This window comes from Hyphomicrobium sp., assembly GCF_035572195.1.
GTDB lineage: Bacteria > Pseudomonadota > Alphaproteobacteria > Rhizobiales > Hyphomicrobiaceae > Hyphomicrobium_B.
In genome coordinates this window covers 12,317-38,992 of record NZ_DATNBA010000155.1, presented here as the reverse complement: position 1 = coordinate 38,992, position 26,676 = coordinate 12,317, and the positions used below count along the sequence as shown (strand labels likewise).

The 26,676-nt window shown below is 60.8% G+C and carries 24 protein-coding genes and 1 pseudogene; 18 read left to right on the top strand and 7 right to left on the bottom strand.

All coding sequences use genetic code 11. From position 1 onward, the window contains the following. Positions 1-372: pseudogene (locus tag VN623_RS13090) on the top strand (precorrin-3B C(17)-methyltransferase); the annotation flags it as partial. Here the strand turns inward: VN623_RS13090 and VN623_RS13085 are convergent. Further along, positions 342-1,124 carry a cobalt-precorrin-6A reductase gene (locus VN623_RS13085; RefSeq protein ID WP_325571597.1) on the bottom strand — a complete coding sequence of 261 codons (783 nt, stop codon included), beginning with the start codon at positions 1,122-1,124 and terminating at the stop codon, positions 342-344. The pseudogene VN623_RS13090 and the gene VN623_RS13085 sit on opposite strands and share 31 nt — an antisense overlap. A 20-nt stretch (positions 1,125-1,144) precedes the next feature. Between VN623_RS13085 and cbiE the strand changes: the two genes are divergently transcribed. The 7 genes from cbiE to VN623_RS13050 all read left to right on the top strand — a co-directional run bounded on the left by cbiE (position 1,145) and on the right by VN623_RS13050 (position 6,727). Next, the gene (gene cbiE / locus VN623_RS13080) at positions 1,145-2,371 is read left to right on the top strand and encodes a precorrin-6y C5,15-methyltransferase (decarboxylating) subunit CbiE (protein ID WP_325571593.1); all 1,227 of its coding nucleotides are present in this window, start codon (positions 1,145-1,147) and stop codon (positions 2,369-2,371) included. Further along, positions 2,368-2,745, top strand: a complete 378-nt coding sequence (locus tag VN623_RS13075) for a cobalamin biosynthesis protein (protein ID WP_325571591.1) — start codon at positions 2,368-2,370, stop codon at positions 2,743-2,745. Before cbiE ends, VN623_RS13075 begins: the two co-directional genes overlap by 4 nt. Then, positions 2,742-3,506 carry a precorrin-4 C(11)-methyltransferase gene (cobM, locus tag VN623_RS13070; RefSeq protein ID WP_325571589.1) on the top strand — a complete coding sequence of 255 codons (765 nt, stop codon included), beginning with the start codon at positions 2,742-2,744 and terminating at the stop codon, positions 3,504-3,506. Before VN623_RS13075 ends, cobM begins: the two co-directional genes overlap by 4 nt. Further along, a complete protein-coding gene (locus tag VN623_RS13065; RefSeq protein WP_325571587.1) occupies positions 3,503-4,834 on the top strand; it encodes a cobyrinate a,c-diamide synthase in 1,332 nt (443 codons plus the stop codon). Before cobM ends, VN623_RS13065 begins: the two co-directional genes overlap by 4 nt. A gap of 131 nt (positions 4,835-4,965) precedes the next feature. Then, positions 4,966-5,208, top strand: a complete 243-nt coding sequence (locus VN623_RS13060; RefSeq protein WP_325571585.1) for a NepR family anti-sigma factor — start codon at positions 4,966-4,968, stop codon at positions 5,206-5,208. Continuing rightward, a complete protein-coding gene (locus VN623_RS13055; protein ID WP_325571583.1) occupies positions 5,205-5,768 on the top strand; it encodes a sigma-70 family RNA polymerase sigma factor in 564 nt (187 codons plus the stop codon). Before VN623_RS13060 ends, VN623_RS13055 begins: the two co-directional genes overlap by 4 nt. A 152-nt stretch (positions 5,769-5,920) precedes the next feature. Beyond that, positions 5,921-6,727, top strand: coding sequence for a response regulator (locus VN623_RS13050; RefSeq protein WP_325571581.1), 807 nt, complete (start codon positions 5,921-5,923; stop codon positions 6,725-6,727). A gap of 163 nt (positions 6,728-6,890) precedes the next feature. Here VN623_RS13050 and VN623_RS13045 read toward each other — a convergent pair whose 3' ends face one another. Next, positions 6,891-7,088, bottom strand: coding sequence for a CsbD family protein (locus tag VN623_RS13045; RefSeq protein ID WP_325571579.1), 198 nt, complete (start codon positions 7,086-7,088; stop codon positions 6,891-6,893). Positions 7,089-7,123: 35 nt separating this feature from the next. After that, positions 7,124-7,297 carry a DUF1328 domain-containing protein gene (locus VN623_RS13040; protein WP_325571577.1) on the bottom strand — a complete coding sequence of 58 codons (174 nt, stop codon included), beginning with the start codon at positions 7,295-7,297 and terminating at the stop codon, positions 7,124-7,126. An 816-nt stretch (positions 7,298-8,113) separates the two neighbouring features. Between VN623_RS13040 and VN623_RS13035 the strand changes: the two genes are divergently transcribed. Then, complete coding sequence (locus VN623_RS13035; RefSeq protein ID WP_325571575.1) at positions 8,114-9,544, top strand: CHASE3 domain-containing protein; 1,431 nt, start codon at positions 8,114-8,116, stop codon at positions 9,542-9,544. A gap of 49 nt (positions 9,545-9,593) precedes the next feature. Here VN623_RS13035 and VN623_RS13030 read toward each other — a convergent pair whose 3' ends face one another. Then, positions 9,594-11,372 (bottom strand): sensor histidine kinase, encoded by a 1,779-nt coding sequence (locus VN623_RS13030; protein WP_325571573.1) that lies wholly within the window; start codon positions 11,370-11,372, stop codon positions 9,594-9,596. Between the two features lie 489 nt (positions 11,373-11,861). Between VN623_RS13030 and VN623_RS13025 the strand changes: the two genes are divergently transcribed. The 6 genes from VN623_RS13025 (at position 11,862) to VN623_RS13000 (ending at position 17,229) form a co-directional block, all read left to right on the top strand. Beyond that, a complete protein-coding gene (locus tag VN623_RS13025; protein WP_325571571.1) occupies positions 11,862-12,236 on the top strand; it encodes a hypothetical protein in 375 nt (124 codons plus the stop codon). A 176-nt stretch (positions 12,237-12,412) separates the two neighbouring features. After that, entirely contained in the window at positions 12,413-12,988 is a 576-nt protein-coding gene (locus tag VN623_RS13020; protein ID WP_325571569.1) for a DUF2796 domain-containing protein, read from the top strand. A 4-nt stretch (positions 12,989-12,992) separates the two neighbouring features. Continuing rightward, a complete protein-coding gene (locus tag VN623_RS13015; RefSeq protein ID WP_325571567.1) occupies positions 12,993-13,751 on the top strand; it encodes an ATP-binding cassette domain-containing protein in 759 nt (252 codons plus the stop codon). After that, complete coding sequence (locus tag VN623_RS13010; RefSeq protein WP_325571565.1) at positions 13,748-15,007, top strand: ABC transporter permease; 1,260 nt, start codon at positions 13,748-13,750, stop codon at positions 15,005-15,007. Before VN623_RS13015 ends, VN623_RS13010 begins: the two co-directional genes overlap by 4 nt. A gap of 24 nt (positions 15,008-15,031) precedes the next feature. Continuing rightward, entirely contained in the window at positions 15,032-15,601 is a 570-nt protein-coding gene (locus tag VN623_RS13005; RefSeq protein ID WP_325571563.1) for a DUF3299 domain-containing protein, read from the top strand. Positions 15,602-15,879: 278 nt separating this feature from the next. Then, on the top strand, positions 15,880-17,229 hold the full coding sequence (locus VN623_RS13000) for a porin (protein WP_325571561.1): 1,350 nt from the start codon (positions 15,880-15,882) through the stop codon (positions 17,227-17,229). Between the two features lie 124 nt (positions 17,230-17,353). On the opposite strand, the gene hyi is transcribed toward VN623_RS13000, so the two are convergent. The 3 genes from hyi to VN623_RS12985 all read right to left on the bottom strand — a co-directional run bounded on the left by hyi (position 17,354) and on the right by VN623_RS12985 (position 20,252). Continuing rightward, positions 17,354-18,142, bottom strand: a complete 789-nt coding sequence (gene hyi, locus VN623_RS12995; protein ID WP_325571559.1) for a hydroxypyruvate isomerase — start codon at positions 18,140-18,142, stop codon at positions 17,354-17,356. A gap of 33 nt (positions 18,143-18,175) precedes the next feature. Continuing rightward, entirely contained in the window at positions 18,176-19,135 is a 960-nt protein-coding gene (gene lipA / locus VN623_RS12990; RefSeq protein ID WP_325571557.1) for a lipoyl synthase, read from the bottom strand. Between the two features lie 148 nt (positions 19,136-19,283). Then, entirely contained in the window at positions 19,284-20,252 is a 969-nt protein-coding gene (locus VN623_RS12985; protein ID WP_325571555.1) for a L,D-transpeptidase family protein, read from the bottom strand. A 463-nt stretch (positions 20,253-20,715) separates the two neighbouring features. Here VN623_RS12985 and VN623_RS12980 point away from each other — a divergent pair, with 463 nt between their 5' ends. The 3 genes from VN623_RS12980 to VN623_RS12970 are packed head-to-tail and all read left to right on the top strand — an operon-like array spanning position 20,716 to position 26,628. Then, positions 20,716-21,618: a hypothetical protein gene (locus VN623_RS12980; protein WP_325571553.1), complete on the top strand. Its 903-nt coding sequence runs from the start codon at positions 20,716-20,718 to the stop codon at positions 21,616-21,618. Further along, a complete protein-coding gene (locus VN623_RS12975; protein ID WP_325571551.1) occupies positions 21,515-23,110 on the top strand; it encodes a DNA polymerase Y family protein in 1,596 nt (531 codons plus the stop codon). Before VN623_RS12980 ends, VN623_RS12975 begins: the two co-directional genes overlap by 104 nt. 17 nt (positions 23,111-23,127) lie before the next feature. Further along, entirely contained in the window at positions 23,128-26,628 is a 3,501-nt protein-coding gene (locus VN623_RS12970) for an error-prone DNA polymerase (RefSeq protein ID WP_325571549.1), read from the top strand. Positions 26,629-26,676 lie beyond the last annotated feature (48 nt).

The following is a 26,676-nucleotide window of genomic DNA, read 5'->3' as shown; positions in this document are numbered from 1 at the left end:
CACGACTTCTGCGCCATCTCGCTTTCCGATAATTTGAAACCTTGGGCAACGATCGAGAAACGTTTGCGTCTCGCAGCGGAGGCGGACTTCGTCATTGCTCTCTACAACCCGGCTTCAAAAGCGCGCCCCGATCAGATCGGCAATGCGTTCGAAGTTTTGAGGACCTGTCGCGCGCCGGAAACCGTCGTCGTATTTGCGCGTGCTATTGGCCGCAATGACGAGTCGGTCGACGTGACGACGCTCGCCGATGCAGCAAGCATGGTCTGCGACATGCGCACGCTGGTCCTGATCGGCTCGCAATCGACACGCAAAATCGAAGCCGCCGACGGTCGAGCGTGGGTTTACACGCCGCGTTCTGCGCGAGGCGAATGATGTGCTGCGATCCAGTCCATAGCTTCATCAATGGTGGCGACAGTCGGTCGTGCTCCGATCATGGGACGACGGATCATGTGAACCTTCAGGCCGCGTTGCCGCGCGGCCTCGATCTTGGCGTAAGCGGCGCTGCCACCGGAGTTCTTTGCGAGGACGCATTGAATGTCGTACGCACCGAAAAGCGCCGCATCATCCTCCGTTCGAAACGGGCCGCGCGCGGTGATAATCGTTGCGTACGGAAGGCCGGGCGGCGGGGTGATCGGATCGATGACGCGGATGACGTAGCGATGTTGCGGAGCCGCGCAAAGTGCGGCAAGCGAACTCCTGCCCAACGCCGAGAAAATTCTTTGCGGAGTTTCTGGAAGTGCCGCGATCGCAGCCTCGATGCTCGCATGCTCCTCCCAATCATCACCGATCGTTTTGATCCATGCCGGACGCTCGACGGCGAGCAACGAAACGCCGGTTTCGGCAACCGCAGCGATCGCGTTGTTGCTCATCTGCGCCGCGAAGGGATGCGTAGCATCGATCAAGAGAGCGATGTTTTCTCGCCGCAGATATTCGGCAAGGCCAATGATGCCGCCGAACCCGCCGGTGCGAACCGGCAGAGGACCAACGGCGGGATGGGCAGTGCGGCCGGCAAGCGACAGCGTCGTCGCAATTCCGGGCGTGCTCGCCAATCGCTCGGCGAGCTGTGCCGCTTCGCTCGTGCCTCCGAGCAGCAGAATTCGCAATGGTCTTTCGCTCATCGCCATCATGGTGCGAGCCCCATGCCATGAGCGACCGTTGGTTGTCCATCATCGGCATCGGAGAAGACGGCCGCGCGGGCCTGAGCGCAGCAGCAAACACGCTCATTGACGCGGCGGATCTAGTTGTCGGAGGCCGGCGCCATCTCGATCTGATCGGCGCGACCCGCGCCACGCAAATGCCGTGGCTGAATCCGCTCGACGCGACGATCCCGGAAATCCTGGCGCGGCGCGGACGGCCTGTCGCCGTGCTCGTCTCGGGCGACCCGTTCTGGTTCGGCGCAGGCGTGACGCTCGCGCGTTCCGTCCCGATCGAAGAAATGCTCGTCGTGCCGGCGCCGTCGAGCTTTTCGCTAGCCGCGGCACGGCTCGGCTGGGCGTTGCAGGATACGACGACGCTCGGCCTCAACATGCGCGGATTGACGCCGTTGCTGCGCCGTCACCTGCATCACGGTCGCCGTATTCTTGCTCTGGCGCTCAATGGTGAAACGCCCCGCGAGGTCGCCAATCTCTTGGCAGCGGCGGGATTCAGGGCCAGCCGCATGATCGTCATGGAGGCGCTCGGCGGACCGCGTGAGCGTATTCGGGAGGCGATCGCCGGGAATTTCAATCTTGCGGATGTCGATCCTCTCAACCTGATCGGAATCGAGGTTATCGCCGGGGCAAATGCAGCGCCGGTCCCCTTCGCGGCGGGATTGCCCGATACGTATTTCGAAAACGACGGCCAGTTGACGAAACGCGAAGTGCGCGCCGTCACGCTGTCGTCGCTGCAACCTTGTCCCGGTGAATTGCTATGGGATATCGGCGCTGGAAGCGGCTCGATCGCTATCGAATGGCTGCTCGCACATGCTTCGACCAGGGCAATTGGAATTGAACGCGACGAAGTGCGGGCCGCGCGGGCGTCACGCAATGCCGCCTCTTTGGGCGTTCCTCATTATGATGTCCGCCATGGCGTGGCACCGGCAGCGCTTGCCGGACTGCCGGCACCCGACGCGATCTTCATCGGCGGTGGCAGCGTGTCCGATAGCACGACGATTGACGCCTGCTGGCTGGCGCTGAAACCAGGCGGCCGCATTGTCGTTAATGGCGTGACTCTCGAAACGGAATTGGCGCTGATGGCTGCGTATCAACAACACGGAGGAACATTGACGCGGATCGGTATCGAGCGCGTCGAACCCATCGGAGCACGCTCGGGTTGGCGGCCGGCGCTGCCGGTGCTGCAATGGTTCTGCCGGAAAGCGGCGGGTGAGGCATGATCGCGATTGGGATCGGCGCCAATAGCCGCGCGCACAAAGACGATTTCGCTGACGTCGTTGCCGCCATCCGCGGTGAGATTAAAGGCGGCGACATCGTCGCGACGTTCGCCGACGCTGTCTTCGCGACGTTCGTGAAGGCTGCCGCGAGCCGGCAGTCGGTCGCCTACCGGCCGATCAAGCTCGAAGCGCTCCGCGACAGGAGCGACGATTGCCTGACGCGATCGGAACGCACGCTCAAGCGTTTCGGCGTCGCATCGGTTGCCGAGGCGGCGGCGCTGGCTGCCGCGGGACCGGGCTCGCACCTTATCGTGCCGCGCCGTATCATCGGTAACGTGACAGTCGCAGCCGCCCGATCGGCAGAAGGCTTGGAATGACGGTGCATTTCATTGGAGCGGGTCCCGGCGCACCCGACCTCATCACCGTGCGCGGTCGCGAGCTGATCGCGCGCTCGCCCGTTTGCCTCTATGCCGGCTCGCTCGTGCCCACCGCGTTGCTGACCCATTGCCCACCCCATGCGGAGATCGTCGATACGGCGCCTATGACACTCGATGAAATCGTCGCGCGCCTCGAACGAGCGACGAACGACGGCAAGGACGTCGCCCGGCTGCATTCAGGCGACCTCTCGGTCTGGAGCGCACTCGGTGAGCAATTGCGCCGTCTCGATCAGATGAAAATTCCCTACACGATAACTCCGGGCGTTCCGGCGTTCGCGGCGGCGTCAGCGGCACTGGCGCGAGAATTGACGCTGCCCGAAGTCGCGCAGTCCGTTGTCCTGACGCGCACGTCGGGGCGAGCGTCTTCGATGCCGGAAAGTGAAACTCTTGAAGCCTTTGCCGCGACGCGCGCCACGCTCGCCGTGCATCTCTCGATTCACGTGATCGGCGATGTCGTGCGGCGGCTGACGCCGTTTTACGGGGCTGATTGTCCCGCTGCCGTCGTCTATCGCGCCTCGTGGCCGGAAGAGCAGGTCATTCACGGTACGCTCGCGACGATCGCTGCGAAGACAGCAGAGACGGCGCCCGAGCGGACGGCCCTCATCCTGGTCGGCGAAGCGTTAGGGCGCGACGACTTTCGCGAGAGCGCACTTTACAGCGTCGATTACCGCCGCCGGTTTCGGAGTGGCAATACCGAATGACCGAAGCTCGAATGTTACCGCCGGGTGTCATGATTGCCGCGCCGCGATCCGGGTCTGGCAAGACAACGATGACGCTCGGGCTACTGCGCGCCTTGAAGCGGCGCGGGCTCGCCGTGCAACCATTCAAGTGCGGACCGGACTATATCGATCCGGCTTTTCACGCGGCGGCTTCGGGCCGGCCTTCCTTCAACGTCGACAGTTGGGCGATGCGGTGGCCGGTCGCCAGCAAGCTTCTCGCCGACGCTTCGCATGGGTCGGATATTGTCGTTGTCGAAAGCCTGATGGGTCTCTTTGATGGCGTCTCGCAACGCGGCCACTGGGGTAACGGCGCCAGCGCCGACCTCGCCGCTGCAACGGGTTGGCCTGTCATTCTTGTGCTCGACGTCTCCGGCCAATCGCAGACAGCGGCGGCGACCGCTCGTGGCTTTCAAAACTTTCAAGACGGCGTGACGATTGCAGGCGTCATTCTCAATCGGGTCGGAAGCCAACGGCACGTGCGTTTTGCATCCGAAGCGCTCGAGGCGTCGGGACTTCCCGTCATCGGCGCTTTGCCGCGCAACGCCCACCTCGAACTCCCCGAGCGGCATCTGGGTCTTGTCCAAGCTGAGGAGACGTCCGAACTCGACGATCGTCTGAACGCGCTTGCCGATTTCATCGAGGCAAATGTCGATATCGACCGCATTTTGCAATTGGCGCGGCCGGGTTCGATTGCAGGCGGCGATAGGGCTCGCATTCGTCCGCCGGGACAACGCATCGCGCTCGCACGCGACGCGGCGTTCTCGTTCGTCTATCCGCATCTGTTGGAAGCCTGGCGCTCGGCTGGCGCCGAAATCGCGCATTTTTCCCCGCTGGCCGACGAGGGACCCGATCCCGATGCCGACGTCCTCTGGTTGCCCGGCGGCTATCCTGAACTTCACGCAGGTCTTCTCGCCAATGCTCAGCGTTTCAAATCGGCGGTCAGGGAATTTGCTCAGTCGCGGCCGGTGCATGGCGAGTGCGGCGGCTACATGACGCTCGGAACCGGTCTCGTCGATGCCGAGGGTGGACGTCACGAGATGATCGGCCTTCTCGGCCTCGAGACATCGTTCGCGGTTCGGAAAATGAATCTCGGCTACCGCAAAGCCGAGCTAATTGAATCGTGCCCGCTCGGAATACCGGGCGATGTCTTGACGGGCCATGAATTCCATTACGCGAGCGTGCTGACCTCGCCCGACGCTCCGCTTTTCAGACTGCAGGACTCCGACGGCCGTCCACTTGCGCAGAATGGCGGCGCCAGTCGCGGTATGGTCACCGGGTCGTTTTTTCACCTTATTGACACGCAAGGCTGATTGCGAGTTGTTAACTTAAACCCATAGAAGACAGACTTATTTTTTGAAATTTCCAGATTTTACTGATGGCTATGGAACTTTTGAGCAATTGGCGCATTTGACTTTCGAACGTTCACAGGTCCGGGGAACTGGTGCAGAGCTTTACCGCCGGATCGACAGAAGGGGTCTACCGAATGGGCACCGGGAGTGTTCCAAAACGAGGGGATTCATCCGTTATGCAGACGCCGTTGCCGGTCGAGCTTCAAGGCCAGATCGGTCAGCGGCTGCGCGAAGCTTATAATGAGCTCGTCAGCGAACCCGTCCCCGATCGCTTCATTTTGCTTCTCCAGCAACTGAAGAAAACTGAAAATCAGGGTCAAGGAGGACAGTCGTGACGCAATGCGACCACGACCTTCAGACTCTCTTGATCGGCGCGGTGCCTAACCTGCGCGCGTTCGCGAACTCGCTTTGCGGCGACCCGACGCGCGCCGATGATCTCGTCCAGGATACCCTTGTCAAAGCCTGGACCAATCTTGCGAGCTTTGAAAAGGGCTCGAACCTCAAAGCTTGGCTATTCACGATCCTTCGCAACACTTATTTCTCTGAATTGCGCAAACGTCGCCGCGAAGTCGAAGACGCGGACGGCGCAATTGCGGAACGCGTATCCGTGCTGCCGGATCAGCAAATCCATATGGACGTCGTCGATTTCAAGAAAGCCTTCAACGTCTTGAGCGACGACCAGAAAGAGGTTTTGCTGTTGGTCGGCGCGGAAGGTTTTTCCTACGAGGAGGCTGCCGAGATCACCGGCGCGGCTGTCGGCACTGTCAAGAGCCGGGTCAATCGTGCAAGGGCTGCTTTGACGAAAGCGCTTGGTCTGGAGCCGGGCGAAAACCTCACCTCGACCTCAGATTTCGTCGGACTTGTTCGCGGCGGGCAGGCGGTCGTACGCGGCTGATTACCCGTACGCCGGCCGGACCAACAAACGCGGCGATCAGCGGATCTCAAGAGGCATGACGCCGAAGCGAGGCTCGCATAGCGTCCTTTTCAGGGAGTTCCCCTTCAAGCCTTGTGCCACTAAATTAGATCACTCAGCTTACGAGGTACCCAATGTCGATCGCCGAATCCATTGCTCCCCATTTGCCGTATCTTCGCAGGTATGCGCGTTCATTGAGCGGCAGTCAGTCGTCCGGTGACAATTACGTGGCCGCGGTTCTCGAGGCCCTGATTGCGGATTCAAGTAGTTTCGACAAAACGATGTCGTCGCGCGCTGCTCTGTATCGTGCCTTCACGAAGGTCTGGAATTCAGTGGCCGTGAACCGCGTCGCCGAAGAGCCGCGCGAGCCGGACAAATCGGTGCCTGAGCGTCGACTCGAGTCGATTACGCCGTTGCCGCGGCAAGCATTCCTGCTCGTTTCGGTCGAGGGGTTCACGACGGCCGAGACCGCACAGATCCTCGACGTCACACCGGCGCACGTCACTGAACTTTTGCAGATGGCGGGTTCCGAAATCGCCGAGCAGCTTTCCGCCGATGTCCTGATCATCGAGGACGAGCCGCTGATCGCGATGGATCTCGAAGCCCTCGTTGTCGACATCGGCCATCGCGTGCAGGGCGTTGCCCGTACGCACAAGGAGGCGGTCGCGGAAGTCGCCAGGAAAGCCCCGTCGCTGGTGCTCGCCGACATTCATCTGGCGGACGGAAGCTCGGGTCTTGAGGCGGTGAACGAGATCCTCGAACAGATTAGCGTACCGGTCATCTTCATTACGTCGTTCCCTGAACGCCTATTGACGGGAACGAAGCCGGAGCCGGTCTTCCTGATTACGAAGCCATTCGAGCCTGCAGTCGTCAAGGCAATGATAAGCCAGTCGTTGTTTTTCGATTTGCGTTCCGGGAAGGCCGGACAGCGCGCAGCATAATCACAACCGACAAGATTAAGAGAGTAATTGGGCGCTGCTGAAAATGCTGCGCCTTATTTTTTTATGGGATCGTCGCGGCTGTAAATGACTTTGACGTGACCTCAAAAAGAGAAACGGCCGGAGATGTTCCGGCCGCTTCAGGGTAATCAATTTTCGATCAGCCTTAGATTGACGACAGCCAATCATCGACGTGTTTTCGGATCTGATCTTTGTTGTATCCGTAGCGCTCTTGCAGCTTGCCTTCGAGCTGATCGCGGCGGCCATTGATGACTTTGAGGTCGTCATCCGTCAGTTGGCCCCACTGCTCCTTAACCTTGCCCGCGAACTGCTTCCAGTTACCTTCAACGCGGTTCCAGTCCATTTTTATTGCTCCTTTTTTTGAGCGTGAGTTGATCGTCATACTCGGCGAACGAAGTTGCCCACGAGAGCAATGACGAACAAAACGATCGCGACCCAGAACAGTAAGCGAGCACCTTCCATCGCCGTGCCGGCGACGCCGCCAAAGCCGAAGAGTGCCGCGACTAGTGCAACAACGAGGAAGACAATGGCATAGTGCAGAAGATTGCCCATGAACGTCGCTCCAATTTCGAAGTGATGGGAAAACGCCGCCCGCGGCGGGTTGTTCCGCAAGTTCCACGTTGGCACTGACAATTATGTGCGGAATTTCTCTCGCGCCATCAGCGCGCTAATTTCTCTCGCAGAACGCCATTCAATTGGGCACGTGGGAAATGAAAATGAGCCCGCGTCGCTCGGGGGGAAGCGTACGCGGGCTCTCAATAGCGCCGTACCCTGGGCCACGGGGGAGTGGGGAGGGAGTTCGGGTACGGTCACACAACAGTAACGCCAAGCGCTTGGGGGAGGTTCCCAAAAAAAGCGCACGGCCGGACCGCCCGGTGTCGCTATGCGCAAAAGCATAGGTGACGATCCCTTGTCTCTCGCATTGTACTTTCGTCGGAGACGAGTCCAACCCATTTAAATTTTACGAACTTGTATTCGGCTTTCTCGAAAAATCCCCGGAATACGGGCATTCATCGAAGCGGCGCTTTCGCACGCCGCGTTTATTGATCGGCCGCGCGACGTTTTGCGCCGCGTTTTTTAATTTTCCGCGTGAAATCATGTGTCAGATCCAGCTGATGGATCGATCGGCGGATCGGCGCTCCCCGCGCTACATTTCTCCTCCTTTCGTAAGCCGCCGATTTTCGAGATCGATCCGGTTTGTCCGGCAAAACACCGAGCCGGCTAACCATAATTCCCTCCTGCTCGCGCACTCTTGGTAGACCCTCAAGGGATCGGCGCGGTATCAAATGACATGGTACGAAAAGCGAAATCGTTCTAAACGGTCCTTCTTTCTCAACGGGCGGCGTCTGAGGACGTGGCGGAATTTCGATGCCATCAGTTTCATCAACCGCAACCCGGACCCTTGTCGTTTGGGTGGCCATCGCAACGCTCTCGGGTCTCGCCGCGATGCTGACCTGGCGGTGGACGGTGGCGACCGCGGATAACGCCACGCATACGCTACTCGTGCAGCAGCAGTTGGCGGGCTGGCTCAGTGCGGCGCAGGATCTTGAAAACGGCGAGCGTGGCTATCTCCTGACCAAGGACGAGAGCTACCTTAAGCCCTATCAATCGGCGAAAGAGGCGATCGATAAAATCCATGCAGACCTGAAGACGCTGGTTTCCGGCAATCACGAACAGTTGGCGGTGGTCGAATCCATTGCCGTAACAATGCACCAGCGGCTCGCAGTCATCGAGAAAGCCATCGCCGATTTTTCGAGCGGCAATACCAGCGCGTCGGCCCAGATTGCTGAGACGGCCGCCGGGTCGCAAGTCATGGACCGGCTTCGCGAACAGATCTCTACCGCCAGCGACCAGGAAGAGAAGCTGTTCAATAAACATATTAGTCAATTTCAGAACCAGAGTTTCTGGCTTCTCGTCGCGGTGCTTGCAACGCTCATTGCATCCGCGGCTTTGGCGATGGTGGCTTTACTCCGCGAAAGACAACGTACCGCTGCGCTCCAAACTTCGGCTCGGGCACTGGCCTCAACCAATCGCATGCTCGAGGAGCGCGTGAATGAGCGTACCGAGGAACTGGCCGTCGAGCGCGACCATGCCAAAGTGGAACGCGAGCGCGCTGAGGCGCTGCTGCGTGACGTTACACATCGTATCGGCAATACGCTGGCCTTGGTCGCCGGATTCATCAATCTGCACGTCCGGCATACCTCGGACCCGGTAGCCCTTAAGATTTTGACGGGCGCCCGCGAACGTGTGCATGCGATCGCCAGCGCGCAACGGCGCATCAATGTAACCAACGACCTCGATCTCGTTCGCATCGACACTCTCATTCCGGCCGTCATGGCCGATCTCGTCAGCGCGGCGAGCGAAGACCGGATCAAGCTCAGCGTCGACGTCCCCCCGTTTCTGGTGGCTGCGCAGGTCGCCACGTCATTGTGCGTGTTGGCGCAGGAGTTCGTGGTCAATTCACTGAAACATGCGTTTGACGATTACGAAACCGGCGAGATCCGCGTTTCGCTAAAGGTAATGAAACCCAAGGGCGCAGAACTTGTCGTCGAGGACGATGGCTCGGGCCTGCCCGATACCAGCAAAGAAGACGATGGACAGGACAAAGTGGAGGCGGAAGGCCTAGGCACAAAAATCGCAGCATTGCTGACACGTCAGTTCGCCGGCGAGATTTCGCATGAACCTGCGCGGGCACACGCCAACCGCCCCGGCACGCGCGTCATCGTTCGGCTGACGGAACTCGACCTGAGACCGGTAACAGAAGCTGGAGAAGACCCCGTGGCAGCTTTGGCTGGTTGATCCGAGAGGGTCCGCCGGCACCGACGGCCGGCAGATTACTGCTCGGGAACTACGTTCTGTGCGGCGGCGGCCGCGTACCGAGATTCTCGATAGGCCCCGTGAGAATCCAGGTGAAGCCATCGGCGTCGTCGGCGATATGGGAATTCACTTTCAACCCCTGCGTTGAAAACCGCTCGACAACCGCCATCCCATAGCCCTTGGGCACCGCCGGATCGTATCTCGGCCCGCCTATCTCATGCCACGAGATCATGATCGTCGCGTCGTCCGGAAATTCCCAGGTGAGGCGCACCTCGCCGCCGGCCGCCGACAGCGCACCGTGCTCGACGGCATTGAGCGTCAGCTCCGTCACGATCATCCCAAGCGTCTGCGCAGCTTCGGGCGTAACTAGAAATGAAGGGCCAGAGATCGTTACGCGGGAGGCGTCGGAACGAGCGACGGCCTCGACCTCGGCAAACGCCAAGGCGCCAAGGTCAACGCTTTGCCAGTCGGCCGCGACGATGAGATCCTGCGACGCCGCGAGCCCGGCAACGCGCAGGGTGAACTCTTTGAGATGCGATTTGACATCGACGGCTTCGCGAGCCGTAAGTCTCGCCATCGCGAGGATCAGCGCCAGCATGTTTTTGGAACGATGCGACACCTCGCGCAGCAGGGCGTCCGTTCTCGATAGGCTCTGCTTCTGATCGGTGATGTCGTAGGCTATTCCGATGAGTCCGATAATTTGTCCGTCCGCGTCCGTCATCGGGGCACCGCGCGTGGCGAACCAACGCTGTTCACCATCAAAACGCGTGACGCGGATGTCGATTGCAAGAGGCTGAGAACTGGATAGCGCGTTGCGCATCGCCTGCAGCAGTCTTCGGCGATCATGCGGTTCCACACGGGCAAGAACAGCTTTGGCCGTCGGCGGGCGTTCGCTGGTGGAAGCCTTAAGAAGATCTATAAAGGTCGAATCCCATCGAATGGAGCCGCTGCTGCGGTTCCACTGCCATGCGCCCATCCCACCGGCCCCGAGCGCCATGCGCAGGCGATTCTCAGCATCCGTCGGCTCTTGCCGGCGTCGATCGGGACTGTGGGAAGCAGCCGCCAGTGAATGCATCAGCATCCGGCGATCGTTGTCGAAAGTTCGAAATTGCGACGTCGATTCATAATTTTGTTCCAAAAGTTTCCGCGACAAAAATGTAGCCGCGGCGAGCGTCGCGACCGTGAATAAAGATGTAACAAGGAGAAAGATCATCCAGTTGCGTCGCGAGGCGGCATTTAAGGTCACAAGCGACGTCGTGGCGCTGATGCGCCAGCCGAATTGCGGCGTATTGGCGAACGCTTCGACGTCATAACCTGTACGCTCCGCAATGTTTGCGTCGTCGCCGGGCAGCGAACTTCGCCCGGCCCTCGCTAGTACTGTGCCGTTGGAATCGGCAACCGTCATCGTCAATGTGTCGGCAGAAGCAAAATCCGCAAGGATTTTGCTCAAGACCGACGATGGAATGTGAGCCTGCAACAGTACCGGGCCGGAACCATCCGCCGCCGCCGCAAGCCAGAGATTTATTCCTGCATCAGCCCCGTCAGCCGCATTGCGATAAGGCGTGATCTGCGGCGCATTGGTCGAAAGAGCGGTCGCCGCCGCTGCGCGCACCGCATCGTCGGGTTTTGCGAAGACCGGAGAGCACGCCTCCGCCGACGGCAGCAAATCGAGAGCCTCGTTTCGGGCACAAAAAGCAATGCCCGCCTTTCCGAATGCCGCCCGGGCACGCGCGTAAACGATGTCTCGGTCCTGCGCTGTCGTTAACGACACGGGCGGCAGAGCCCGTAGCGAACTTACGAATCCAAGCATTCCCATATCGATGGAGGATGCTGCGAGCGCGACACGGGCGTCCGCAGTTCTTTGCAAATCTGCGCGCTCGCGGGCATGGAGTTCGGACAGAAGCCAGGCGGCGAGACCAATGCAGGGGATCAAGATCAAAAGGAGCAGCGCGTGCGGGAGTAACGCAAGCGGCAGCCCCAAACGCTCGAGTGAGCGGTAGCTGCCGGGCGACTTAGGCCAAAATGCCCCCCGCTTTTTGCTATTCTTCACAATTCGCTACTTTTGTAATCCTCCAGCGGACCGCCAGAGACTGCCCCCTCGGTAAATGCGATCGTAGTTCCACAAGTTCCGCCCGCCGGCGTCTTTTGACGGCCAGCCCGGATCGCACCCCCGACGAAGATTGAGTCGCGGTTTCGATCCGGTTAATGCAGGGTGCCGGCAGGCCGCGGCCCATGGCAGTTTGCCACGATAGTGACACAAGGACGGACGAGTCATGGCGCCGGGGAAACTCGAAACCCGATGAAGAGATCGCGAACCCGTTCGAACCTGGTCTGGCTGACGCTGATAGCCTTCAGCGTCCAGCTTGCGGTCGCGGTTTTGCACCATCACGCCGACCGCGGTCTGGGTATCCAAGCCCGCGCCATAACGGCGGGCCTCTGTACCCCGCCGAGCCGGCATCCGTGCGTTCCGGTGCAGCATCATGGCGATCATGACGGCTGCGCGCTGTGCTGGGCAGCGGCCGTGGCTGCGACGTCTCTGACGCCGTCCGCCCCTATACTTCCGCTGCCGTCTAAGGTCGTGAGCGCGCGCCTCGTCATTTTCGAAAGCGTGCCGGCGAGACGCCTCCATCGCCACAATTTCCAGGCCCGCGGACCTCCGATCATCGCGGCTTAAGCGTTGTCGCTTGAGTTTCGCCTGGGCTCGTCCCCGCGCGTTTTTCTTCGTCAACGCCTCATTCATGACAGCGACGCTCGATCGGCGCGCGTCTCCTCGCCTTTCCAGTCCGGTTCTATTGCCGCGCCTGCAAGCGAGGATCAGTGCAGCAACCGTCATTCCACTCGGAGAAAAAAATGTTGAAGATATTTACCGGCCTCGTTTCCGCAGCCTTCATTCTGGCTTCTCCGGCTCTCGCCGAAGAAGCTCAGCACCGTCAGCTCGGCCCGCACGTTCATGGCCAGGGTACGCTCGACATCGCCGTCGAAGGCAAGAAAATAGAAATGGAGCTTGTCGCTCCCGGCATGGACATCGTCGGCTTCGAGCACGTCGCCTCGACGGACGAGCAGAAGGCGGCAGTCGAAAAAGCTAAGGCAAAACTGACCGACGTGCTGAGTGTTTTTAAGCTGCCCGCCGTCGCCAAGTGCAAGGCTGAAACGTCTAACGTCGAGAACCGCAAGGAGGTGCATCACGACGGCGATGAGGATCATGACGAAGACGAGAAAGAGGGTCATGCCCAGCATTCGGAATTCCACGCCACGTACACGATCACTTGCGAAGCGCCCGAAAATGTCACTGGGCTCGAAACCATCTACTTCGCGAATTTTGCAGGCGCGCAACTGCTGAACGTCAACGTGACGACGTCCAAAGGTCAGACCCAAGCGCAGATGACACGCGATAAGCCGAAGCTTGATCTGACAGGGGTGATGTAGCTCGATGACCGATCTTATGACCGCTCCGGTCGGATCACGGGGGGAGGGCGTTTGCCCTCCCGACGCCGTCGCGTTCACGAACGTGCGGTACACGTGGCCGGGGCCTTCGCCGTTTGCGCTTTCGGTCGCGAGTTTCGCCTTGGCACGGGGCGAGAAGCTTTTGCTGCTCGGACCATCGGGCAGCGGCAAGAGCACGTTTCTCAGTCTGCTTGCTGGAATCGTCGCGCCGGATCGCGGACGGATCGACGTGCTTGGAACCGATATGGCGGAGCTGAGTGGCGCCGCGCGCGATCGCTTTCGCGTCGAGCATTTCGGCATCATTTTCCAGATGTTCAATCTGCTTCCCTATGCGTCCCTGGTCGACAACGTATTGCTGCCGCTGCGCTTCTCGCGGAGGCGGCGTGACCGTACGCTGGCCGAAGGCTCGCTCGACGCTGTCGCCGCGCGATTGCTGCAGGCACTCGGACTCGATCGTACGGTGATCGACACCGTAAGAGCCGCAAGCTTGAGCGTTGGCCAGCAGCAACGCGTTGCCGCCGCTCGCGCACTGATCGGCGCCCCGCAGATCATCGTCGCCGACGAGCCGACGTCGGCACTCGACCACAACACCGAGGGTGCGTTTCTGAAGCTCCTCTTTGCGCAGAGCACGACCGCTGGCGCGAGTGTCATCATGGTCAGCCACGACGAAGGGTTGGCAACGTACTTCGACCGCGTCGTGCGGCTCGACGACATTGCGGTTGCAACGAGAGGTGCACGCCGATGATGATCGTCCGGCTGGCGCTGCAATCGCTATGCAACCGCTGGGTGACGGCGCTGTTGACCGTGCTCGCCATCGCCTTCAGCGTCATGCTGCTGCTTGGCGTCGAAAAAGTCCGCACTGGCGCTCGGCAAAGTTTCGCCGACACGATCTCTGGTACCGATCTGATCGTCGGCGCCCGCAGCGGCAGTCTCAATCTGCTGCTCTATTCCGTATTTCGCATTGGCAACGCCACGAACAACGTGACGTGGAAAAGCTATCAGGACATCGCCAAGCGGCCCGAGGTTTCCTGGATCGTGCCGCTTTCACTCGGCGATAGCCATCACGGCTTCCGCGTGCTCGGCACGAATACGGATTACTTCACACACTATAAGTTCCGCCACGGACAAAGCATGCAGTTCGCATCGGGCGGGCCGTTCGCCGATCTATTCGACGCGGTGATCGGGGCCGACGTTGCGACGGCACTCGGCTACAAGGTCGGCGACAAAATCATTGTCGCGCACGGCGTCGGTTCGATCTCATTCATCAAGCACGAGGACAAGCCGTTCCGCGTTTCGGGCATCCTCGAAAAAACCGGCACGCCCGTCGATCGCACCGTGCATGTCAGCCTCAAAGCGATCGAGGCGATCCACATAGATTGGCAGAACGGCGCACCTATTCCGGGCCAAAGCATCTCGGCGGACGAGGTGCGGAAGATGGATTTGACGCCGACGGCGATCACGGCGGCGATGGTCGGCCTCAAGTCGAAGCTCGCAACGTTCAAGATCCAGCGCGCCATCAACAATTACCAGGAGGAGCCGTTGTCGGCGATCATGCCGGGCGTGGCGCTGCAAGAACTTTGGGGGCTCATAAGCACCGCGGAAACGGCGCTCTCCGCCGTCTCGGCTATGGTCGTCGTCACGGCGCTGCTAGGCATGGTGACGATGATCTTGACGACGCTGAACGAACGCCGGCGCGAGATGGCCATTCTGCGATCAGTCGGCGCGACGCCCGCAACGGTGCTTGGTCTTCTCGCAGCGGAAGGCGGACTGCTGACGCTCGCGGGCGTGATCGCCGGGACGATCTTCCTTTACGCCGGACTCTATCTGGCGCGGCCGTACATCGATCACACCTACGGCTTGAGCCTCGCGATCGATCCACCGCGCGCCGATGAATGGATCAAGCTGGCGATGATCGTCGCCGCGGGATTCATCGCGGGTCTGCTACCGGCTATCAGAGCTTATCGACTGTCGCTGGCTGACGGCATGACCGTCAGAACGTGAATGTAGAAATTCCAGGAGGCGAAAATGGCATCGAAATGCGCGAAACTGCTGGGAGGCGTGCTGCCTTTCTTGCTGGCAGCGGGCGCCTCATCGGCGTTTGCGGCCGACGCGCCTCGGCAACTCAATTGGGCGGATCTCGTTCCGAAAAACGTCGTGGCCGCGCCGCTCAAATCCAAGAGCTTCTTCGGTGGCTCGACCCCGATGCCGGATGGCGGTCCGCCACCGCCGCCGCTTGTGGAAGGGAAGTTCATGTCGGTCAAGCGGCGTCAGCCCGGCAGTGATAAGCCACCGGCCGTCGTTTCAGAACTCGACGGACAGAAAGTTTCGATCGGCGGCTATGTCGTGCCGCTCGACTTCGATTCAACGACAGTAAAGGAGTTCTTGCTCGTGCCGTTCGTCGGCGCCTGCATCCACGTGCCGCCGCCGCCGGCAAACCAGATCATCTACGTTAAAGCTGATAAGGGCTTTGAAGTCGGCGGCGTTTTCGACCCAGTGACCGTGATCGGCAAAATAAAAACCACCGTTGCCTTCACCGGCCTTGCCGATGCGGGTTACACGATCGAGGCCGATAACATCGAGCTTCTGAAAAAGTAAGCGGCGTTTTTCACAATTCTCCTGAGCTCGGCGGTTCCTCTGCTCGAGGCAGCGGAAGCGTCCGCGCGCCCTGCGAACCATCTGCCAGAGACAATATAGCCACGACGCTATGACGCGCTTGCTACAATATAGCCACGTAACTATAACGAGCGAAGTTGTTGCTATAGCAGAGGCTCGAGATGCGGCCGAGAAAGGGGGCGATAAAAGGCGTAAAAACACTGAAAAATCAATAAGATAAATCAAAAAAAATCAACTTCGTACCGGGGGGTTTGAAGGTAATGCAACAGGTTTCTGGTATTAGAAAACTTTGGCTGCTTGGCGCAACCGCGGCGCTCATCGCAGGCGGGGCAATGCCGGCTGCAGCTGCTGATCTTGGTGGCGACTGCTGCACCGATCTCGAGGACCGCATCGCAGAGCTGGAGGCGACGGCGGCGCGTAAAGGCAGTCGCAAAGTCAGCCTGATGATTTCCGGATGGGTGAACGAAGAGATCGCTTTGTGGGACGACGGTACGGAGCGCAACGCTTACATCGGCACGAGCCCGGTTCAACAGTCGCGGTTCAAGTTCCTTGGCCAAGCCAAGATCGATAAGGACTGGTCCGCGGGTTATCTTCTCGAAATCGGCGTCAATGGTTATCCGGGCGGACAATGGGATCAGGCGGGGCCGAGCAGCACGAGCGCAAAAACCCCTAGCAATGGTTTGACCGTCCGCAGAGGCAGCTGGTTCTTGAAGAATTCAAAATGGGGCAGGGTCTTGGTCGGGCAAGACGCCATGACAACCTATCACCTCTTGGCCGAATCCGACGCGACGATGACGCGCAAGATCTATCACGATGAGGGCGCGCCGGACTTCCAGGCGAAATTCTTCGTCCGCGATAAATCAGGTAATTTCGTCAACGCTGGCGGCAATCTGCGTTGGAGCGACGTCATGCGCGGTTACAACAACTCGACGCCGGGCAACGGCGGTCGCCGCAATATTGTTCGCTACGACTCGCCGGCGGTTATGGGCTTCACGGCTAGCGCGTCGTGGGGAGAAGATGACGTTTGGGATACGACTCTCGCCTACGTCGGCGGCTTCGGCGACTTCACGGTCAACGGTAGAGCCGGTTACGGCCACTCGACCGATGGAGCGTCGACCCCTTGTCACACCGTGCCTACCACCGGCGACGATGCGGCGGACTGCGATTGGTGGGGCGTGTCGGGCTTCGTTCAACACAACCCGACAGGCATTTTCGTACTTGCCAGCTACGGCGAGCAGAATGACAACGCGCGCGCCGAAGCAGCTCTCCAGCCCGGTCTCGTCGATAAAACCGACACGACGTGGTTTGTGCAGGCAGGCATCGAGCACAAATGGCTGTCGCTCGGCAAAACGAACTTCTTCGGACAGTATCGTCACGACGACGCAGGTTCTGACCTCACCGCAGGAGGTGCGTTGCGGACCCAGGAAGGAAACGTCGATTTCTGGACCGTGGGGGCGATACAACATCTCGAAGCCGCTGATGCGATGCTTTACGTGATCTATCAGCATGCAGACGGCGATGTCGTTGCAAACGTCACCAATAGTGGCCTTGCGAATGTTGAATTTGACACGCTTCAGCAGGTTGTCGCCGGCATGAGAATCGCCTTCTGATTATCACTAGAGATATCTGACCTCCCGTCGGATCTTTCGCGAGAAGGGCGGCATTCGTGCCCTCCTTCTCGCGCTTTGCGGTCCGCAACGCGGCGCAATGCACGCGACATGCCGCGATTGGCTATCAATCCGATCGTGACTTCAACTCGCGGAACCATTTAAGACTGTCGTACGTCGACGTCCGCGGTGTGTACTCGCAGGCAACCCAGCCTTCGTATCCGATGCGGTCGAGATGATCGAAAATAAATGGGAAATTGATTTCCCCGGTGCCGGGCTCGTGGCGTCCCGGCGTGTCCGCAATCTGCAGGTGCGCGATGTGCTTCAGATACTTGCTTATCGTCGGCGCGAGATCGCCCTCCATGATCTGCATGTGATAGACGTCGTATTGCAGCCGTAGATTTGGCGCTCCGACGCTTTCTATGATGTCGGCCGCCTTCGCCGTCGTGTTGAGAAAGTACGTTGGAATGTCGCGCGTGTTGATAGGCTCGATCAGCAGCGTCAGGCCTTCGTCGGCGAGCGCCTGCGCTGCAAAGCTCAAGTTGTCGAGATACGTCTTGCGCAAGGTGCGGTGCTCGGCGCCGACTGGCGCGGTTCCCGCCAGGCAGTGAAGTTGCGTGCAGCCAAGCGCTTTCGCATAGCGGATCGCTCGGGCTACGCCTTCGCGAAACTCCCGGACGGTATTCGGATAGATCGCGATGCCCCGCTCGCCCACCGCCCAATTGCCGGCCGGCATATTGAAAAGAACCTGGCGCAGTCCATTCGCCTTCAGCCGGGCGGCGAGATCTTCGGCCTCGTAGTCGTAAGGAAAGAGAAATTCGACTCCTTCGAAGCCGGCCGACGCTGCGGCTTCGAATCGGTCGAGGAACGGCAGTTCCGTGAATAGCATCGACAGGTTGGCCGCGAATTTCGGCATCGAGATGCTTTCGCTAAATACGTGTTGATTGTATCAGGAGTCGGCTCGTGCAAGGCGCGCGGCGCGGAGCCGCGCGAAGTCATCGCCCGCGTGATAGGACGAACGCGTCAGCGGCGACGCCGAGACGAGCAAAAAGCCCTTTCCGCGCGCCGTCTGTGCGTAGGCTTCGAATTCGTCGGGAGGCACATAGCGATCGATCTCGGCATGCTTCCGCGTCGGTTGCAGATATTGACCGATGGTCAGGAAATCGACGTCCGCCGATCTGAGATCATCCATCACTTGCAGCACGTCTTCGCGCGTTTCACCGAGCCCGACCATGATGCCGGATTTCGTGAAGACCTGCGGATCGATTTCCTTGGCGCGCTGCAAGAGGCGAAGTGAATGGAAGTACCGCGCCCCCGGTCTGATCTTCAAATACAAGCCGGGTACCGTTTCGAGATTGTGATTGAACACGTCCGGGTGCGCCGCGATAACGGTCTCAAGCGCCCCATCCTTGCGCAGAAAATCGGGCGTCAGAACCTCGATCGTTGTCATTGGCGAAGAGGCGCGGATAGCACGGATCGTCTCGGCGAAGTGGCGAGCCCCGCCATCGGCAAGGTCGTCACGATCGACCGACGTCACGACGACGTGCTCTAGAGCCAGACGTGCTACTGCATCAGCGACGCGTTGCGGCTCCCCGGCGTCGAGCGGACCGGGTCGTCCGGTCGCGACGTTGCAAAAAGCGCAGGCACGCGTGCAGATGCTGCCCATGATCATCATCGTCGCGTGCCGCTTTTGCCAGCATTCGCCGATGTTCGGACACGCCGCTTCTTCGCAGACGGTATGAAGACGATGCTCGCGAACGATGTCGCGCGTTTGGACGTATCCGGGCGAGCCTGGGGCGCGCACACGCAGCCAGCCGGGCTTCGGCAGCAGCGGCGAGTCCGGTCTCGACGCCTTTTCGGGATGCCGGAGCCGCGGCTTCGGATCATTTGTATCGAGCAGGGTGATCACAATTGGCTCGGATGAGAAAGCTTCGGCCCATACTAGCCTTGATTGGGGCCTCTTTGCACCCCGTTGATGAGAGGCCGTTGGCCGCCAAAAAACAAAACGGGCGGCCCGAAGCCGCCCGCTCATTCCATATTGGCAGTTCGCCAGAGTTCTATTGCACTTCCGCGCTCGCCTTTTGAACTGAAGCGCCGGATGACCCCGACACCTTTGTTGCTTTCGGAGCCGACGACGGCATAGCGTCAGTCGATTTTTCCGTTGCCGATGTCTTGGCTGCTGCTGGCGTAGATGATGCCTTCTTTTCCGTCGGCGGCGTGCCGGATGCCGGTGTCTTTTTCACCGTCGCTGCGCTCGTGTACTTCTTTTTCGCCAGCGTCTGATCCTGCGCCGCTGCCGGTGCCGGATCGTCCTGCCAGAAGAAGAGGCCGCCGAGACTTCCGTCGCTGACCCTGCGGTTCGTACGTGCCGGCGCGTTACCGCTCTCTTCCGGCGAACTGCTGGCAGCTGAAGACGAATAGGAATTCCCGGCTGTCACTTTCGTCGAAAAATGTTGCCAAGTGACCGTCACGCGCATGCCAATCGGCACGCGCGGGTAGAGGTCCAGTACGTCGTTATTAGTCATGCGAATGCAGCCGTGCGAAACCGCTTGCCCAATCGTCCACGGCGCGTCGGTTCCGTGAATGCGGTAGGCGCTTGAGCCCAGATACATGGCGCGTATGCCAAGCGGGTTCATTGGGTGGCCGCCCGGCACCCAACGCGGCAGGCGCGGGTTTTGGCGCACCATATCAGGCGTTGGTGTCCAGGACGGATTGATGCGTTTGTTGGAAACGAACGTCACACCTTGCCAGCGGGCTTCGCCCATCGGTACCGCCACCGGATAGGTGATGGCCTCGCCTTGTCTCGTGATCAGGTAGAGCCGGCGGTCGGAGAACGACACGATGATCTGACCGGGTTTGTATTGCGGGTCGAAGGATACAGTCGCGCGTCCGCCGCCAAACTCAGCGCTACCGCCCCAGAGAAAGTCGACCAGGTCTTCGGCCATCGCAGGTTGCGTCGATGCGAGCCCGCCGATGACTGTAAGGGCGGCAATGGCAACTCCACTGAAGTAGCGCGTCAGGGTCATCGGGGGGATGCTCCATTTAGTGGACAAAAATATCGAGGCCAGGAAGATGGCGTCATCCTGTGCGGCGAAAGGTGAAGACTGGGTATAAATCAGTGTCATTTTCGCAGGCAGAGCAGGGAAGCCACACTGCGGTTATGTTTACGTTCGGAGGGGCTGATTTCCTTCGCCCTTTTCAAATTTTTGCTCGCCGTGTTGCCATTCGATGACGCACTGCAACAGCCGCCCAAGTGTCGGGAGGTCTTGACGAACGCCGTCAGAAGATTTAGAACAAAATAGGAACATTTGATCCCTCCGCCGCGTTGCACGGGCCTAAACGGCTTCCTTAATCCTGAGGTTCCTTGTGACCCCGAGAGCTCCAGTCGCCGCATCGGATTTCGCCTCGGAATTTACCTCCGTAAAAGCCGACGCTCCGATTTGGCCCGTACCCTCGCCCGTACCCTCGATTGGGAGGCCGGCTGCGTCCGTGAAAGCCGCCGTGATCACGGGGCTCCGCTCGCGCATTCTGAGCCTGGAGCGGCATGCCTCGCGCCGAGACCCGTCTTCGCAGCCCGATGATGCCGGGACATCGTCTCGCCGGTGGAGTTGGGAGCTTGGCTGTCCGTCATTCGATGAGTTGCTGCCGAGGGGCCTCGAAACGAATTCGGTTCACGAAATCAAAGGAACGCCCTCCGCCCTTGGCGGCGCCTCTGCCGGGGATTGGATGGCGGCAATCGGCTTTGCGGCGCGTCTGGCGGTGCGCCGGCTCGATGCGCTTTCCGAGATGCGAGCCCCCGATGCCGCGTCTCGGGGTGCCCCACCTCGGGCGGCTCGCCCTTGGGTGCTGTGGTGCTGGCCAAAGGCGCTTGCCGGCGAATTCGGCGCGCCGTCGGCGGCAGGCCTCGCGCATCTCGGTCTCGACCCTTCGCGGCTGCTCATCATCGAGACGGCGCGTGCAAGCGAGGCTTTGAACGCAGTTGAAGAAAGCCTCAAGGCTTCGAGCCTCGCCGTCGTCATCGGCGTGCTCAACGAAATCGAGCTGACACCGGCGCGCCGCCTCAGTCTTGCGGCTGGGGAAACGGCAACACCCTGCCTTCTCATCACGCATCCGTCGTCGGAACCTGTCGGCGCAACGGCGACGCGCTGGCGTGTGGCGCGCATGCCAAGTGCGGAGCACCGCTTCGATCCTCGTGCCCCGGGCGCGGCGCGCGTCTCGGCCACCCTCGAGCGCTGCCGCGCCAGGCCCGCAAGCGCTGCCTGGCCTTCCCTGCTTCTGGAGTGGTGTGATGAAACGCGTCGTTTCGGTTTGGCTTCCGGCGTGGCCGATCTCCCGTCTCAAACGCGCGGAACCGCAAGCGGTACCGTCGCGGCAACCGTTCGCACTTGTTGAAAGCGGCGTTCATGGCTTGGCGATCACCGCCGTCAATGGCGCGGCAGCGCGAGCCGGGATTGAGCCCGGCACGGCCCTCAGCGACGCGCGTGCGGCGCATCCCACTCTCGTTTCGCGCGCCGCCGAACCCGAAAACGACCGCATCGCCCTTTTGAAGCTGGCGCGTTGGGCTGGGCGCTATGGTCCGAACCGGCACGTCGACGGCGGCGACGGATTGTGGATCGACATCACCGGCGTCGCGCACCTCTTCGGTGGCGAAGAAAATTTGCTCGATGACGTGACGCGGCGGCTCTCATCTTTCGGCGTTGCAGTTCAGGCCGGGCTCGCCGATACGCTCGGCGCCGCGCATGGCCTCGCCCGCTTCGGCTGTCCGCCAAATGCCGCATGGTCGCTGGCACCTGCGGATCGCACGCGCGAGGCGATCGGCTCTCTGCCCGTCGAAGCGTTGCGCCTCGATGCGCCGCGCGTGCTGCTCCTGAAGCGCTTGGGCCTCAGGCGCATCGGCCAACTCTACGACATTCCGCGCGATAGTTTGGCGCGCCGGTTTCGTTCTTCCGACATCGCTGCAGCCGTGCTTGTGCGGCTCGATCAGATGCTTGGGCTGGCGGATGAGCCGCGCCGGCCGATGCAACCGCCGCCAGTTCTCTCCGTTGCTCGCGCTTTCGCCGAGCCGTTGATTTCTTCGGAAGCCTTGGAGGGGATTGCTGCCGAACTCGCAGCCGAGCTTGCTGCCGCGCTCGCCGCCAAGGATCTCGGTGCGCGCACTGTTCGTCTCACCTTTTATCGCGCCGACGGCACGGCCGGAACGGCAACCGCCGCGATGAGCACGCCCTGCCGCGAGGCGGCGCACATGATGGCGCTGCTCAAAGAAAAGTTTGCTGGCATAGACGCGGGCTTCGGCATCGATCTCTTACGGCTCGACGCGGTGCGGGTCGCAAAGCGCAATGCCATGCAAAATGGATTTGCCGAACCGGCAAGCACGCTTGGTGGCGATCCGGCAGCGCTCGTCGATCGCCTTGCCAACCGCTTCGGCAGCGATGCCATCACGATGCTGCGGCCGCGCGGCAGCCACATCCCGGAACGCGCTGAGACGCGCAGGCCGGCGATTGAAACTTTGACGGCGGCAAGCTCCTCACGCCTCGCCTACGCGCCGCCATGGCCTTACCCGAAAGGCCCGCCGAGGCCCGCTTTCGTACTGGCGCGACCCGAGCCGATCGAGGTGATCGCGGAAGTTCCCGACGGGCCGCCTGCCCGCTTCATCTGGCGGCGCGTCGAGCGGCGCGTGGCGCGCGCCGAAGGCCCCGAGCGGATCGCGCCTGAGTGGTGGCGCACGCTTTACCTCGACGAAGATCAGAAACGGCCGCGCCCGCGCGACTACTACAGGGTCGAGGATCACGATGGCGCGGCGTACTGGGTGTTTCGTCATGGGCTCTACGGCGGGGAAGAAGAAAGCGCACCACCGTCATGGTTCGTGCATGGGCTTTTCGCGTGAGGAGTATGAAAGGCATCATGCCGAAAGCCGGAAACCACCAAGCTAGGCGACGGTCGCCGGGCTACGCCGAGCTTCAGGTCACGACGAATTTTTCATTTCTGCGCGGTGCCTCTCATGCCGAGGACCTAGTCGCGCAGGCGAAGGTGCTTGGGCTGTCGGCTATTGCGGTGACAGACCACAACACGCTTGCCGGCGTCGTGCGCGCTCACGTTGCTGCGAAGGGCACCGAGAAAGACGAGGGGCTTCGGCTCGTGATCGGTACCCGCCTCGATCTCGAAGATGCACCCAGCCTGCTCGTCTATCCGAAGGACCGCGCCGCCTATGGCCGTCTCTGCCGTTTGCTTTCGCTCGGCCAAGGCAGGGCGGATAAAGGCAAATGCATTTTACGTCTCGCCGACGTCGCCGCTCACGCCGAAGGCCAAATCTTCATTGCGCTGCCGCCCGGCGATTGGGATTGGCATGAGGTGCAATCTGGAACATCCCCGCGGTCCGAATCTCGAAGCGCGCAAATCCTGCAATTTGAGTCAGCACGCAGTCGCACTATCCAGGGCGACGGGAGGCCGCTTGTTGTCGAATGTGTTTCGGCCCCTCACCCCAACCCTCTCCCCACACGCGCGGAGAGGGAGAAGCTGGAATCATCGCTCGTCCGGATGAAAGCCGCGCTCGGCGATGCGCCGCTTTATCTCGCCGCGTCGCACACCTATCGCGGCGATGATCGCACACGCATCGGGGCGCTGGCCGCCCTGGGCGAGCGATGCGGCACGTCGATCGTTGCGACGAATGACGTGCTCTACCATTCAGCCGACCGCCGTCCCCTGCAGGACGTCATGACGTGCATTCGAGAAAAAACGACGCTCGCTCAGGCGGGGCTCCGGCTCGAAACCAACGCCGAGCGGCACCTGAAACCGCCGGCCGAGATGGCGCGCCTGTTCAAGGGTCACGAAGCGGCACTGGCGCGGACACTCGAGATCGTCGAAGCCTGCCGTTTCTCGCTCGATGAACTCGTCTACGAATACCCCGATGAGCCGGTGCCACCAGGCAAGTCTCCGCAGCAGCATCTGGCAGCGCTGACCTGGGAAGGCGCTGCCCGCCATTTCCCCGATGGTCTCCCCGATAAAGTCCGCGAGGCTATTGAAAAAGAGCTGGCCCTCATCAACGATCTCGAATTCGCCCCGTACTTCCTGACCGTTCACGACATCGTCGCCTATGCCCGCTCGCTCGGCATCCTGTGCCAGGGGCGTGGCTCGGCTGCGAACTCCGTCGTCTGTTATTGCCTCAATATCACGGCGGTGAACCCGACCGAGGTCGACCTGCTGTTCGAGCGCTTCATCTCGGAAGCGCGCCGCGAACCGCCCGACATCGACGTCGATTTCGAGCACGAGCGCCGCGAGGAGGTCATCCAGTACATCTATGCGCGCTACGGCCGCCATCGCGCCGGGCTCACCGCGACGGTGATTTCATACCGCGCGCGTTCGGCCGTGCGTGACGTCGGCAAAGCATTCGGGCTTTCGGAAGATACGGTCACGGCGCTTTCCGGCATGGTGTGGGGCACACACTCGGGCGGCGAGCTTCCGGAAAGGCACATCCGCGAAGCTGGCCTCGATCCAGCGGATCCGACGCTCGCGGCCGTCATCGAACTTTCTCAAGAGTTGATGGGCTTTCCGCGCCACCTGTCGCAGCATGTCGGTGGCTTCGTGCTGACGCGCGGACCTCTGATCGAGGTCGTGCCGGTCGGCAACGCGGCGATGGCGGATCGTACCTTCATCGAGTGGGACAAGGATGATATCGCGGCGCTCGGACTTCTGAAAATCGACGTGCTCGCCCTCGGCATGCTGACCTGCATCCGCAAGGCGTTCGAGCTTATCGAGAAGCATCATGGTCTGTCGCTGACACTCGCCAAAGTGCCGCGTGATGACCGCCCCACCTATGACATGTTGTGCCGCGCCGATTCAATCGGCGTGTTCCAGGTCGAAAGCCGGGCGCAGATGAACATGCTGCCGCGCCTGAAACCACGATGTTTTTATGATCTCGTCATCGAGGTCGCGATCGTGCGCCCCGGTCCTATCCAGGGCGACATGGTGCACCCCTATCTTCGCCGTCGCGATGGAATAGAGGCCGAAATCTATCCATCGCCCGCGCCTGAGCATGGACCTGCGAATGAATTGAAAGAGATTCTCAGCAAGACCAAAGGCGTGCCGCTGTTTCAGGAACAGGCAATGCGTATCGCGATGGTGGCGGCGAAGTTTTCGGATCGCGAGGTGAATGAGCTTCGCAAGGCGATGGCAACGTTCCGGCGGGTCGGCACGATCGGGCTACTCGAAGAGAAGATGGTCTCGCGCATGGTGGCGCGCGGCTATGATCCGGAATTCGCGGCGCGCTGCTTTTCTCAGATCAAGGGCTTCGGCGAGTACGGTTTTCCTGAGAGCCACGCGGCGAGCTTCGCGCATCTCGTCTACGTCTCGTCGTGGATCAAGTGTCACTTTCCGGCGGCGTTCGCAGCTGCGCTGTTGAATTCGCAGCCGATGGGATTCTACGCGCCTGCGCAAATCGTCCGCGATGCCCGCGAGCATGGCGTCGAGGTGCGCGGCGTGGATGTGAATTTTTCCGAATGGGATTCGACGTTGGAAGATAGAGCGAAAGAAGGTGCATCACGCGAAAGCGCTCCGGCGCTCCGGCTGGGGTTGCGTCAGATCGATGAACTCACGGAAGCAGAGGCAAAAAAGATCGGCCCAATCAAAAATCTCGCGACCGGCGCCGGCGTAAACGTCTCTACGCTCGAAAAGCTCGCTGCCGCCGATGCGTTTCGCTCACTGGGGCTGGATCGGCGCCAGGCGCTGTGGCAGGTGAAGGCGCTTGCCAATGCGCCGCCGCTGCCACTCTTTTCCTGGAGCAAGACGCGCGAAACAGGCGATGAAGCGGACGTGCGGCTGCCCGAGATGGCGCTCTCCGAGCACGTCGTCAATGATTACCAGACGCTGAGGCTGTCGCTCAAAGCCCATCCGATGGTGTTCTTACGTGAAGACTTTCGCAAGGCGCGCGTGCTCTCGTGCGAAGATGTGCGGAGTGTCAAAGACGGGGCGCGCGTCGCCGTCGCCGGTGTCGTTCTGGTGCGGCAGCGGCCGGGCTCGGCCAAGGGCGTCGTGTTCATGACGATCGAGGACGAGACGGGCATCGCGAACGCCGTCGTCTGGCCGAAAACGCTCGAACGCTTCCGCAAGGTCGTGATGACGGCGCGGCTTATCTTGATCGAAGGCCGCATCCAGAGACACGAGGATATCATCCATATCGTGTCGGCGAAGCTCATAGACAGAAGCGATTGGCTCCTACGTCTTTCCGAATGGGCGGCCGATATGAAAGTGCCGTTCGCAAATGCCGATGAAGTGCTGCACCCTGATCCCGGTTCTGCGCATCCCAGCAGAGACGTCGACAGGCACATTCATCCGCGCTTTTCGCGCGAGCCGAAGCCGCATCATCCGCGCAACATTCGCGTCATTCCGAGGTCACGTGACTTCCACTAGTCCGCAAACGCAAAAACGGCGTCACCGCACGCGCGATGACGCCGTTCT